Annotated in this window: 8 protein-coding genes; all 8 read right to left on the bottom strand. The window is 33.9% G+C overall.

All coding sequences use genetic code 11. The features are described from left to right. Nucleotides 1-13 precede the first annotated feature (13 nt). The 8 genes from A194_RS0103640 to A194_RS0103610 all read right to left on the bottom strand — a co-directional run bounded on the left by A194_RS0103640 (nucleotide 14) and on the right by A194_RS0103610 (nucleotide 13,634). Complete coding sequence (locus A194_RS0103640) at nucleotides 14-1,027, bottom strand: sugar-binding transcriptional regulator (protein WP_017185530.1); 1,014 nt, start codon at nucleotides 1,025-1,027, stop codon at nucleotides 14-16. 174 nt (nucleotides 1,028-1,201) lie between these two features. Continuing rightward, nucleotides 1,202-1,459: a glutaredoxin family protein gene (locus tag A194_RS0103635; RefSeq protein ID WP_017185529.1), complete on the bottom strand. Its 258-nt coding sequence runs from the start codon at nucleotides 1,457-1,459 to the stop codon at nucleotides 1,202-1,204. 394 nt (nucleotides 1,460-1,853) lie between these two features. After that, nucleotides 1,854-2,507, bottom strand: coding sequence for a class A sortase (locus A194_RS19260; protein ID WP_017185528.1), 654 nt, complete (start codon nucleotides 2,505-2,507; stop codon nucleotides 1,854-1,856). 63 nt (nucleotides 2,508-2,570) lie between these two features. After that, nucleotides 2,571-8,333: a Cna B-type domain-containing protein gene (locus A194_RS19255; RefSeq protein WP_017185527.1), complete on the bottom strand. Its 5,763-nt coding sequence runs from the start codon at nucleotides 8,331-8,333 to the stop codon at nucleotides 2,571-2,573. Between the two features lie 169 nt (nucleotides 8,334-8,502). Then, the gene (locus A194_RS0103620) at nucleotides 8,503-9,615 is read right to left on the bottom strand and encodes a response regulator (protein WP_017185526.1); all 1,113 of its coding nucleotides are present in this window, start codon (nucleotides 9,613-9,615) and stop codon (nucleotides 8,503-8,505) included. Nucleotides 9,616-9,718: 103 nt separating this feature from the next. Further along, entirely contained in the window at nucleotides 9,719-11,557 is a 1,839-nt protein-coding gene (locus tag A194_RS17120; RefSeq protein ID WP_192808101.1) for an ATP-binding protein, read from the bottom strand. A 323-nt stretch (nucleotides 11,558-11,880) separates the two neighbouring features. Continuing rightward, nucleotides 11,881-12,798, bottom strand: a complete 918-nt coding sequence (locus A194_RS17115; RefSeq protein ID WP_040402272.1) for a hypothetical protein — start codon at nucleotides 12,796-12,798, stop codon at nucleotides 11,881-11,883. 305 nt (nucleotides 12,799-13,103) lie between these two features. Further along, nucleotides 13,104-13,634 carry a hypothetical protein gene (locus A194_RS0103610; protein WP_017185525.1) on the bottom strand — a complete coding sequence of 177 codons (531 nt, stop codon included), beginning with the start codon at nucleotides 13,632-13,634 and terminating at the stop codon, nucleotides 13,104-13,106. Between the last annotated feature and the right edge of the window lie 85 nt (nucleotides 13,635-13,719).

Genomic DNA, 13,719 nt, shown 5'->3' with positions numbered 1-13,719 from the left:
CATGATTTATATATTATTGAAGTAAATGACGAGCAATCGCTTCATCAATCACTAATACATCACTTTCTCCCCATTTCAAATAAGCAGAAATGGCATCACGCTTTGAATAACCGCCTGCAACAGTTATGAACTGGCTATTTCCTTTTAATTGATCAAGAGATAAACCAATCGAATTGACTCTGTGTACAGTTTTCCCGTTTTTGTCGAAGTAATAACCAAAAGATTCTCCAACGGCATCATTTTCGACAATTTTTTCTACCGTTAGTTCAGACGTTTTACGCCTATTCGCCATCGTTAAAGCATCACCAATGCCGTGAATGACAAAATCAGCTTGATTCATTAAATCCAACACTTCCAAAATCGTTGGCTCTTCTTGCATTTTCGCATGTAATTCTTCACCAATTGAATCCGGAACATATAGTAAGCGATACTGACCATTCGCATTTTCTGCCATTTTCACGCAAATCGAATTGGCTTGATACTCATGTAAGTCACCGAGTCCACCTCTTGCTGGGACAAATACTGGACGCGTCCTTTCAACAGGTTGCATATGATCAGCGACAGCTGCCATCGTTGAACCGCCAGTTACGGTCACAACAGGGCCATCTTTGAATGAATCAATTAATAATGCAGCAGCTTCTTTACCTAATAGTTTCTTAACTTCTTTTGATTGATCAGCATCTCCTGGAACAACTTTAACCTGCTTTACAGGTAACTTTTGAACGAGTTGTCGTTCCATATAATTTAAGTCTGAACCTTCTTTTAACATTTGGTGATAGCTGTCGATAATCCCTCTGCCTTCAGATGTGACATACATCCCTCTTGAAGTGACTTTCACTAACTCATGTTCATCTAAAAATTCGATTTCACTACGAATTTGGCGTTCCGTTTTATTTAATCGTTCTGCTAAAGCTCGACGCCCAACAGGCTCAGTATCAGAAATCGCCTTTAAGATGTTATAACGCGCATCCATTTTACGTAATAAGTCTGGAACTAACTTTTGTTGAAACTCAAATATTCGATGCAAAGACACATCACCTTCCCACAAGACAGTCACACTTATTTAAGACAAAGCATGTTCAAACAGGCGACAACTATTCACGGACATTTAATGACCACTAGTTAGTCGCAAAACGTCCCAATCATGTCAAAAAAATATTCTACATAAAGATTAGCAAAAACAAGAACATTTAGCAAACATTTAAGTTAAATGTTCTTGTAGAAATTGCTCTAACGTCGCAAAAGATATCTCTTCAGCCGAGATCTCCATATCACCCGCTTTTACAACTGGAATGTGTAGAAAATACTTTTCTAATAAATCGTCATTTTTATAAATGTTTTGTTCGACAATTGTGAACTGATAATCCATTTGTAAAATTTGCAGCAGCTGTTTGACGTCTTCGCATAATTTGCAGTTGTTTTTCGTGTAGAAGTAGATGATGGATTTTTTTTCATTCATAATGATTCCTACCTTTCGAAGCTAAACAAAGTATATCATCCTATGATTTAGATGACTATTCATGTGTTCCATAATAGAGATTACCTGTAGCTTCTTCTATTAAACATATTTATTAAGATGTTGCTTGCATCTGGGGAGATTTACAATTACATAAGTTAAATACGAGAAAATGACTTTCATTTTCATAACATGTTAAGGGTTTATGACGAGAATAATGGAGATATATCTTTCGTGTAGAATACCATTGTGACAATAATGATGAAATTGTAATATCTAAAATTGAAAAAATGGAATAACTCGAAGGGACAGAGGTTCGAGCGTTAGTTTTTCACGTGAATTAAGTGTATATAGCCAATATCTCTGATCGTTTTGTTATCACAGGCATTAACTTCAATTATTCAAATAAATCATTTGAGTAAGTAAAAGTATTGATTAAATCACCACTCACTTTCACTCTATTATGAGGTTTGCTTGGTATGTCACAAGTCAGAAGGGTTAACTCATCCTTGCCACGATCATTGATTAATTCTGTTTCATTTTCCAAAACAATTTCAGGGTCATACAATTCATACTCGTAGACAGTTTCTTTATCCGTTACATAAACAATATCACCTTCTTGCAACCTAGGAACATCATGGAATAACAAACCTTCTTCCTCCATTCTATGTCCAGCTAAGGCATAATTCCCTTCCCCTATCTCATCATATTCTCGCATTTCCCCTGCACCATGTAATAAATTTATTTCATTCACACTTCCGTAGATTGGTAACTTCAAACCTGTCCTTGGAATATACAAAAATGCTACAGGGTTTCCTTCAAAATTCATACTTCTTATTACATCAAGGCTACTTGGTAATTCATTTACTTCTTCGTTTTCATTTCTTATGTTACGGTTTTCATTTAATTCATCACTGTCCAAATTATCCATTTCATTTAGAGAACTGTTTATATTGTGATTGACGATGTAATTTTTCAAGAATGGTGTTGCAATTAATAAACTCCCCATTAAAACAAGAAGTATAACAATGAGGTTTCTCCATTTTTTCATTAGCTTCGCTCCTTTTACAAAAGCCTAGCCACTAATGGCTAGGCCTTTGTTATAGGTCATGTATTATTCATTAGACTGTTTTCTTCTATTTGATAGAATCACTATTGTACCTGCTAAGGCAATTAATATAGCTCCAAGTGTAATTGGTAGAGTACTAGAGCGATCTCCTGTTCTTGGGAAAATTGATTCGTCACTTTCTGACTCTACTAATTCAGCAATCTTTGTATTAGTTATCTTAAATCCTTTCTCTGTTTCATCAATCGTTACATCGTATCCCTCAACCGCAACCTCTTCGACACTATAGGTATGCTCTTTACCATTTTTATTATATTTTTCTAAATCCATAAAAACGTAGGACCATTGATCATCTGCTGAAACATCCACAGTTTTTATGATTTCCCCATCTCGTAACAAGTTAATGGTAATAAACTCAGGTCTATGTGCAGCTTCATCTTCTTTCCAAACCTTATTTACTTCAATTGACTTTAACCCAGAACGTGTATTTGTAATGTCGTATCCAGTTATTTCTGATACATATCCAGCTACATCTTGTTCTTCAACTGTATATTTATAAGGAAGACCCTCATCATCATATTGATCAAGCTCTGTAAAACTATATGTCCATTGATCATCTGCTGTAACTGTGGCTGTATCGATAACTGTGCCATTTTGTAACAGATCCACTTTAATTGATTTTGGTCTGTCTTCTGAATTGTCATCTTTCCACGTTTTAGTACCTGATACGTCAACTTCTCCAACACGTAGGTTAGTAATATCAAAACCGTCTATTGATGTTTGATAACCTTCTACTGGATTTTCCTCAACAGTAAATTGATATGCCTTGCCATTCTCATCATAAGCTTCTAAATCCTCAAACGTATATTTCCAATCGTTTGCTGATGTTAAATCTACTGTTTCAAAAAGCTCTCCATTTCTTAATAGTGTTACTGTTATAGAATCTGGTCGACTATCAGATTCACCGTCCAACCAACTTTTAGTCACTTCAATCGATCTTTGTTCGGACCGTGTATTCGTAATGTCAAAACCGTCGACGTCGACTTCTGACTCATAACCAGGTACTTCTTGTTCGTTTACTGTATATTCGTAAAGAACACCTTCTTCATCATATTTATCAACGTTTGTAAAACTATACTCCCAGTTTTCCTCAGCTGTTACTTTCGTAGTATCTACAACTGTACCATTTTGCAATAAGTTAACTTTAATAAACTCTGGGCGATCTTCTGGATTATCATCTTGCCACGTTTTCACTCCAGAAATGTCAGTATAGCCTACACGAACATTTATAAGATTGTATCCATCTTCATCATCTTCATTTCTTTCATAACCTTCCACTGGTTCTTCTGTGATTGTGTACTCGTAAGAAACGCCTTTTTCATCAAATTCCTCTAAATCTGTAAACTGATACTCCCAATTGTTTTCTTCTGAAACAATTTCAGAGTCAACTTCTTCTCCATTTTGTAAAAGATTAACCGTTATTGACTCAGGCCTATCAGAGGAATTGTCATCTTTCCACGTTTTGGTTCCTAAGACATCAGTTGTTCCTACTCGAAGATTTGTAATATTAAAACCGTCTATTGTTGTTTCATAACCTTCTACCGGCTCTTCTTGAACAGTGTATTCATAAGCTATACCATTTTCGTCATATTGATCTAATTCTGCAAAACGATAATCCCAATTATCTTTTTCAGAAACCTCAATTGAATTAATGACTTCTCCATTTTGTAGAAGGTTAATCGTGATGGACTCCGGACGATCAGATGAGTTATCATCCAGCCAAACCTTATTTCCTTCAACTGAAGTTGTTCCGACACGTAAGTTAGTTATGTCGTAACCATCTACAGTTGATTGATAACCTTCTACTGGTCGTTCTTCAACCTGGTAGACAAATTCATTAAGTAAGTCATCAGTTTTTGGTATATCCGTAAAGCTATACGTCCAATCAGTCTGTTCACTCACTTCAACTGTTTTATAGACATCCCCATCTTGCAAAAGGTCAACCTTAATCATTTCTGGTCGATCTTCAGAATCGCCATCTTTCCATGTCTTCTCGCCACTAATTGTTTTAGTTTCAATCGCTGTGTTGTTAGCAGTAACTTCAACTGTTTCGGTTGCCTGTTCTCCAATAGAAAACGAAATAGGTTCTTCATCTAGTAAATACCCATCCGGTGATTCTGTTTCGATAAACTGATAATCGCCTGGTTCCAACTGTTCTACGAAAATACGTCCGTTTTCATCAGTTGTGTATGTGCCAATAGATGAAGACTCTCCTACTTGATACAATTCAAACACTGCACCTTCTAATGTTTCCTGGCTCTCTTCATCGATTTTTGTCAACTCAACTTGATGAATAATTTCTTTATTCGTTACTTCTAATTCCGTTACGTCTTCATCAACAGTTACTGTCTTTTCGTCACTAATTCCAACGACATAACCTTCAGGAGCTGTTGTCTCTTTTAAAATGTAATCATCATATAATAAATTGTTAAAAGTAACGATTCCTTCTTCATCTGTTGTTTCAGTACTTAGTAATGTTTGACCTGATGAATCATAAAGTTCAAATACAGCACCTTTCAACGTTTGTGAGCGGTCATCATAGTCAACTTTTGTAATTTCTAAACTTCCGACTTCACCATCAATGCCACCACCTATATTAGATAAATCAATCTGATTTGAATAAGAATCATCAGTTTCGACTTGCGTTGTTTCGTTAGCTAAAAACTTAGCATCATTGGAGATATTGCCATCATCTTCATATAAGATATATGTGTCGTATTCCAGTACATAAGCACGGTCAACTGTTTCTTCAGTAAAATCGATCACAAATGTCTGTTGACCATTATCATCCTCAGTAACATTTAAAGTGTAATCTTCACCTTCTTCTAGAAGATGATCAGAATCTTTAGTAATACCTGCTTCTGACACAGTCGTTCCATAAAGGTTAATTGTATCTTCTAACAGCGCTTGATTGATACTTGGTGTATCTTCAATTCGAAGATCTGTTACTGTTGACTGTGTGAAGTTAATATTTACATCCCAATTAACTATTCTTGGGTTCTCATCGTTTTGTGAAGCGTCTTTGTTCGTATACTCCCCACCATGAACTGGCTGTACAGACGCTTCCAATTCGTTTACAACTTCATTGTCATCTAATAAGGTGGCTTTATTATCGTAACTACCTTCTACTAACAAATCATTTAAATCTGTTGTATATTCGATGACATATGGTGAAGTAATATGACCTAATTCCACTCTAAAACCAGGTTCATCATCAGAATTAGTTACTTCAGTTATATTTGCAGTAGTTACTTCATTACCTTTGTCATAACCATTGGCATCACCTGTTAGTTCCATTTCATAAACTTTAACATTCTCTATATCAAAGTTTTGTTTGCCTAAAATGAAGTCTTCAACAATTGCATTTTCAACAGTCGTTTGATTATAATTAACGCCAATTGTCCATGTGATTTCTTTAGTTACTGGATTATAACTAGCACCTTTAAAGCCATTGTTTTTTGTGTATTGATCTGGATCAAATGTTGCGCTTCCTTTTTTATCGATTACATCTGATCCGTTTTCTGGAATCCACTCAAGTGTGGCCTGATTCGTATATGTCACATCATTTGGGTTGACTTGATCGAAATCAATCTTTGTAGTGTAGGTTATATTGACTTCTTGTGTAATTTCTTGGTTAAAATCAATCTCAATCTTTCTTTCATTCTCATTAAAAATATATGTGTAATCATCGATGGTTTCTCCACCATGCGTAACAACAACATCTTTCGGCGTAAATCCTTCAGGTAAAATGTCTGTAAACGTGACACCTTCCATAACGTGTTCATCTCTATTGATTAAAACATGCCAGTCAGTTTCTTTAGCTTCATAATCAGTATTACCGACGTGTGATTTAATCAATATACCTTGGTGAATATCTCTACTACCTTCATATTCATTTTCAAATTCATCAGAGATCGTATTTGTAATTGTTTCATTTCCATCAATTCGTTCGATGGCAGTTGTTTCATAAACTATTTTATAGGCATGGTTAATGTCTTTGTTAAATTGAAAGTCAAAACCACTATCTGTCTCCTCAACCGTATAGTCCTCAGAGCTTACTTCGTTAGTACCTATCTCTTTCCCTGTATCGGGGTCAATTTCCACTCGCAACACACCAAGACTATCATTAACAAATTGCTGGTTTTCACCGAAAACATCTGTTAATTTAGCTTTATCTTCAGCAATATCTTTTTCATCATAGTTATACTTAACTTCCCACTCGATTGTTTGAGCTACATTGTCATAATCAGTTGAACTCTTCTCAAGTGGTTGACCACGATTAACGTCAACAGATGCTGAAGCACTGACAGAGTCTACATTATCGCCATTTAAAGTTGCCTCATTACTATAACGATCACCAGTGTTGTCGTTGATTTTCGTATCATAAACAATTCTGTAAGCTGAATCGATATTACCGAGATTTAGCGGGAATGATTCACCAAAGTTATGATTTTCTATTAATTCAGTTTTGCTTTCATCAATAGTCCCATCAGCATTCATATATAGCATATAAACATCTAACGTACCATCAACAAAAGAGTGCTCGCCTTCGACAACATCAACAAGTGTCGCATTATTAATTTCTTGTAAATCTTTATTAAAATCAACTGTCCAAGTTACAGTTTCTGTATTATAAGATTTATCAGGTACACCATCCTTATCGATTGATGAACTTGAGGGAATAAACTTAATTGGATAAGTTATGTTACTTTCTCCTTCAATTGGAAAGTTAATCTCTGTCTCTGCTGCCCCCTTATAATGGGCATCAAACTCTGATTCTAAGTTAATATAACCTGATACATTGGAGTTGTCCTCAATTTCATTGTTGAAGGTTATTACAATCTCGTTATTATTTGTTACTACAAATGACCCGAACTCTACCCCCGCTTCATTATGTAACGGTGTAGACTCTGGGTTAGCTAAAACATTGAACACTTCTGGAATTTCAATAGTATATGTGGATCCATCTTTATAGTCGTGTCCATCAGGTAAAGCAAAGTTATAATTTAATTCCACTTTAAACTCATCATATGGATTGTCTACAGTTATTTCTTCACCAGGATCTAATGTAGTAAACTCACCGTTTTCATCTAACATAGAAAGTTCTACATCTGTAATAATATTTTCTTCAATAACAGTTCCTTCATTTGAAGATAAAACTTGCTGATTTTCTAAGTATTCTGTGTTATTTTCGTCTGCATCTTGTTCTTCTGCCTCTTTAGCCCCTGAGTCAATTGAGTCCTGTTCTTCCTCTAAAGACTCAGTTTGAGCAGTCTCTTTCTCTGCTTCTTCATCTTCTTCGTGTTTTTTATCTTCTTGTTCTTCTGAGGCTTCTTCATTTTCTTCCATTAAATCAACGACAGCTTTAATCGAAAACACCCCTTCTGATTCAGGTTTGTTTTCAATTTCTTCATTAAAAACAATTTCTACAGTGCCATCTGTTGATGCTGTAAAAATACCTACTTCATCCTTTTCTGATATAAGCATTCCGTTTTGATCTTCACTAATGCTCACATCATCAGGAAGATCAAAGGATTCAGAGTAACCATTAACAGCCTCTAATCCTTTCATAGACCAGCTAATCAAAATATTTGATTGATCAGTCTCTTCTTTATTTTGTTCTATCGTGATATCTGTAACCACACTCCGTTCTGCGCCTTGCGAACGTGTTTCACCATTAATCCCCAATCCAAATGTGAAAGATTGAAAGACTAATAGAAATGTGAAAAATAATCCTAAAGTTCTTTTCATTTTGTACTCCCTCTCTCTTCCAATTTCTACCTACATGCATTGCAGGTAAAACGCAAATAAGGATAGATTTACCAAAATAAAAATACTATGTATTCATGTACAAAAACTGTACATAAGATTTCAAAAAAAAGAGCGCTCAATACGAACGCTCTAGAACTTTTAGGATCATTTATTTTTTCAACCAACTCTTATACCAACTCTTAATCTTATCACTAGGCTCAACACCTAATTCTTGTTCAGACATATACTCAAGTTTCTCATAATATTTTATAACCGAGGCACTATAACCTGTAGTTGCACATGTTTTCATCAATTCGAAATACCCTTCTTCTTCTAAAGGGAATCGTTGATAAATATCTAAAGCATGCTCCATCGCTTTATCATAAGTACCATTTTCTCTATACCAATGAATCATCTTAATCTTTATATTAACCCATAAAAATCTAAGTCGCATTTGTTCGTAATTTAGCCAAATATAATCAAAGCCTTGCAAATAATCGCCTTTAAATAATTTAGCGACCCTCTCATATTGGTCGATTGTTTGCTCATCTATTGTATGGTTCTTCTCAATAAAATGATCAAAGACATCGACGTCCATTTGAACATCGTGTAATTTAACACTATAACCATCACCTAAGTTTAATACTTTAATGTAATCACTTAAACTTTTTAAAGTCTTTCTAACTTGATAAATCGTTGTGTATAATTGTGTAGTTGCTTTTTCCATTTCAAAATCTGGCCAAAAAATCTCAATTAATTCTGATTTACCCACCGTTCTATTTCGACAATGAATTAAATAATAAAAGAGTTGTTGAGCTTTAGATGTCCTCCATTTTAAAGGGATTTCCGTATCACCTTTATAAACTTTAGGCTCATAAAATAATTTAATGCTAATTTGTTCATTTTTTTGTTCCTTACTTTCAATAAGTTGTTTCTTTATTCGGTTTGTTGTTTTAGCAAGACGTTCTAATTTAACCGGTTTCAATAAGTAGTCTACAGCGTTTAATTCAAAAGCTTTCACAGCATATTCATTATAAGCAGAAACAAATACAATTTGTAAATGAGGAGTATGCTCTAACAATCTCTCGGCAAGTTCTATTCCATTTAAACCTCGCATTTCAATATCAAGAAATAATACATCTATATCACTTCCTCTTATTACGTCCTGGGCTTGATACGGGTCAGAAAACTTACCTAACACTTCATATTCTTCCGTTTGTAATAATTGATGTTCTAGATAATCTAATGCTAATGGTTCATCATCAATAAGTATAGATTTCACCTACCTCTCCCCCTATCGTTTTCTGAATCTAACTTATAACATAACATTGAAACCTTTTTTATATTAAAGAAGGTTGTCCCCTCACTTAACATTAACCTTTAATCTAGTAATCCCTTCCGCCTCGATCACTTTTATTATAAATATTAATAGCGACTATTGTACCTACTCCGACTATACTTCTAACTTCTAATTCTGTTTTAGAATACATTTTCAACCTTTTATTCGTATTAACTAATCCTACACCTTTAATATCATCAGAATTATAGATAGACTGAATAGTTTCTTGATCCATTCCTACCCCATTGTCTTTAACTACAATTCTTAAATAATCTTTTCGTTTAAAAACTTTTATCTCAATCTTCCCGCCATCAGCCTGTTTCATAACACCATGCTTAACTGCATTTTCAACAATAGTCTGTACCGTAAGTAAAGGGATGCTAAACTCTTTAGCACTATCGATATTCCAACTAACATTTATTTTATCACCAAATCTTACTTGTTCAATGTATACATAGGAACGAACAATTGAAAGTTCTTCTTCAACCGAGACTAATTCATTATAAGCAGAAAAGTTAAATTTAAATCTAAGAAGTTCACTAAACTCCTCAATTAAAGTTTTCATCTTTTCTATGTCCGTATTACTTAATGCGCTTATTGTATTCAATGTATTAAAGATGAAATGAGGTTGAATTTGAGCTTGCAGCCATTTTGATTCTAATTTCAACTGTTTTTCTGTAGATTTTTTTATGTTAACTAAACTGCGAACTCTAGCCCTTAACTCCTTTGCATTAACAGGTTTGGATATATAATCATTTGCTCCAACATTAAAACCTGTTACAACGTCTTTTGGATTGCTTCTTGCTGTTAGTAATAGAATCGGTATTTCTGTTTTGTTAAATTGTTCCCGAACTTTATTTGTTAGGTCATAACCTGATAGATCTGGCATCATGACATCCAAAATAAGAAGATCCCATTCTTTCATGTTCAATTCTTTTAGTAAATCACGACTATGTTGAACACTTGTGAGTTCATAGTTTTCTTCTGAAAGTACTGATTCTATTACGTTTAAATTAATAAAGTCATCATCTATAATTAAAATATTTGCATCTTTATAAGAAGATTGATTATTTTGTTTTAAATGCTCAGAGCTCGTGTTAAGTGGGTTTGAATTTACCGTTAAAGTTTGTTCTCTACTGAGTTCATATGGTTTTTCATGACTAACACTTAAAGTAAAAGATATCTCAGTCCCAACACCAGGTCTAGAACTACCATAAATGTCCTCACCATGTAACTCTACCAATTCCTTACTAACGCTCAATCCAAGTCCAACACCACTTTCTGAGTTGTTAATATTGTTCTCCCCTTGTTCATATGGTTGAAACATTTCATCAAAGGCTTCTGTGTTCATTCCATCCCCAGTATCTTTAACAGTAACAATTACTTTTTGTTGATCTGCCCTAGCACTGAGTGAAATTTCACCTTCTTTTGTAAATTTAACTGCATTATGAATTAAATTATAAAGAATTTGTATAACTCTATTTTCATCTGCATTTACTGGAGGCAAGTCGCTTTGAATTTCATTATTAAAAGTGACTTTGTTTTCATCTGTCACATAATAAAACATATCTAATACACCAGCAGCAATAGACTGAAGATAAAATGGCTTTTGACGTATAGTGGGTTTTGTTATTTTCAGATTAGCCATATTGAATAAATCATCTAACAGAAAAGATAATCGATCCCCGACCATTAATACTGTTTCTAATTCTTTTTGACTTTTTTGATCAATCACACCTTTATTTCTATCTAGAGTGGTCTGTGTTAAATTCAATATGCCGTGAAGAGGATTTCGTAATTCATGTGAAGTCCTGGCTAGAAACTCATCTTTTTCTTCGCTAACATTCCTTAACCTTGAGGCTTGTTCTTTTGACTTGTTATACATATTGAAATACCTAATAAACCACATAATTGTGAAACACCCAATCATTATAATTAAATCGATTGGATAAAAGAACACATTAACTCCAAGACTATTCCATACTCCCCACCAAAGATAACTGTTCAATAAAGCCACCAATGCGAACACGATCCATACTGTGTCTTTTCTTTGCAAATTCTGTACTTTGAACATACTTATTATTACTAAAACGAGTGTCACCATGAGTAATGTATTAAAAACATCTTGAATTTGAAATAAATCGGTTAATGGAAGTGCTAAGATGGTAATTAGTGAAACTACACAAATAGTAAGTACTACTGTATGTATTATTTTCTGAGACTGCCGAATAACCCTTTCACAATCATCCCTAGTGAGAAAATCATACCAGTGGATGCTAAGTTAGCAACTCTTATATTCCATTCATAATCAAGTTGAAACCAATAGGTTAATAGCTTTTCATCACTCCCAAGAGAATGAGTCACAATCGCACAAAGAATCAAAAATGAAGCATTAATAAAAGTTCCGTTCCGTTCATTAACAAAAAATAGACCAATTGCAAAGGTAGCATATATGAGAAAAGCGACCATAACAATTAATTGCATTGAATATGATATAAGGTTTTCTGACCTAACTTGAGAACTTTCCCCAAATTTAATAGAACGAGCAATCCCTCCCTCACTCGGGTCAATGTAATTAGCTACTTGTAACATTATTTCAATAACCCCATCTTCATCAGCTGTAAAAGAAGCTGTATATGGTATGTTTTTTGCAAAATATTGACTCTCGCTTTCAGATACTTGTCCAGATTTATCTATCAATCTACCATTAACATATAACTGTGAAGCATTCCTAACACTAGGTACAACAAGACTAAATACATCTTCATCGTTTTCTTCAACAATAATTCTCAATGTATATGTACCATAGTAATCAAGCGAACCATTTGACTTACGATCATTCCAATCACCAGGAACATTAACTAAGTTGAAATGTCCCCTTGTTTCAGTTTGACCACTGGTAGCTAACTTACCGGGGAGAAAACTCCACTCACCATCAAGGTCAATTGTTTCACTTGATAAACCATCCCAATCTCTTAAATCTAACTCTCCTTCGCTAATTAATGGTTGACCATCAACATCATTATGAAATACTGCTAGCCAACCAAGCCTTAAAGCAGACAATAAAATTATAAATAAAACGACTAATAGTATTAGTTTTTTTCTATTAATATTTTGATGAGGCATTTGGCAAATACTCCTTATATCTTGTGTAGTAAATTATGTTGTTACAACCAAAAACTACGTAAATTAACACGTTAAATTACGTTCATTATAACTAATGATAGATTATAAAAAATCTTTAATCAACCATTTTTTCAAAAAGTTTACAATATTTTTACTACCTCACCAGTTGTAATTGAGTAATGCGCCAAGACTTATATAGGTCGCTTGTACAAAACAATAAAATTAAAAAAATCGTGAAGTACCATCATATTGAAGGATGACTCCACGATTAATCTACCAAATTTTATATACATATTAGCCACAGTTTATGCTTCGAAAATTGCGGTGTTTAATGAAACTAATATTGTAGCAACTATGGTTTTGGTTAAGCCTCCCTCATTAGAAATCGTCACTCTTTTTTTAAATAATGGTTCTTTCATAAGAGAAGCCTTTATATCGCCTATATTATTTTTATGATCATCAAGTAATGTAGCTTTTTCCCCACCAACCCTCATATGCTTCTTGTTAATATAATAAGTCTGATCCATCACTCTTATTTCAAAAATCACCTCATTTGTTGCGAGCGTCTCTTTTGTTCGAGAAAGCATGACGACTCGCCCAATATGGTTTTCCTTATTATTATTAGATAGAATGATTTCCCAATTTCTTTTTTTATCAACTTTCTTAACTTCGATTAAGCTGACATCAATACCTTTGTAATTAACTTTGAATGAGTTTCTACCGATCAAATAAGTAAAAGGTTTAGTCGCGGTTAAATAACCTACTGGCTCTTTATTTATATAAATTTTTTGCTTAAAAAAAGTAGGCTGCAATGGTGAGTTTATAATGAATTCCATTAATAATATCTCCACTCGTAATTAGTAATTTTAAACTGATCAATATTATACTAGATAATAAAGCAGAGGCTGAGACATGCCAAGG

This window comes from Alkalibacillus haloalkaliphilus C5 (genome assembly GCF_000269905.1).
GTDB lineage: Bacteria > Bacillota > Bacilli > Bacillales > Alkalibacillaceae > Alkalibacillus > Alkalibacillus haloalkaliphilus_A.
The sequence above is the reverse complement of the archived record's forward strand: the minus strand, read 5'-3'. Positions and strand labels throughout refer to the sequence as shown.

Bases quoted from the DNA above. Each gene is read 5' to 3' on its own strand.
- A194_RS0103635 (WP_017185529.1), bottom strand. From the start codon at position 1,459: ATGAATGAAAAAAAATCCATCATCTACTTCTACACGAAAAACAACTGC.
- A194_RS19260 (WP_017185528.1), bottom strand. From the start codon at position 2,507: ATGAAAAAATGGAGAAACCTCATTGTTATACTTCTTGTTTTAATGGGG.
- A194_RS19255 (WP_017185527.1), bottom strand. From the start codon at position 8,333: ATGAAAAGAACTTTAGGATTATTTTTCACATTTCTATTAGTCTTTCAA.
- A194_RS17120 (WP_192808101.1), bottom strand. From the start codon at position 11,557: ATGTATAACAAGTCAAAAGAACAAGCCTCAAGGTTAAGGAATGTTAGC.
- A194_RS17115 (WP_040402272.1), bottom strand. From the start codon at position 12,798: ATGCCTCATCAAAATATTAATAGAAAAAAACTAATACTATTAGTCGTT.
- A194_RS0103610 (WP_017185525.1), bottom strand. From the start codon at position 13,634: ATGGAATTCATTATAAACTCACCATTGCAGCCTACTTTTTTTAAGCAA.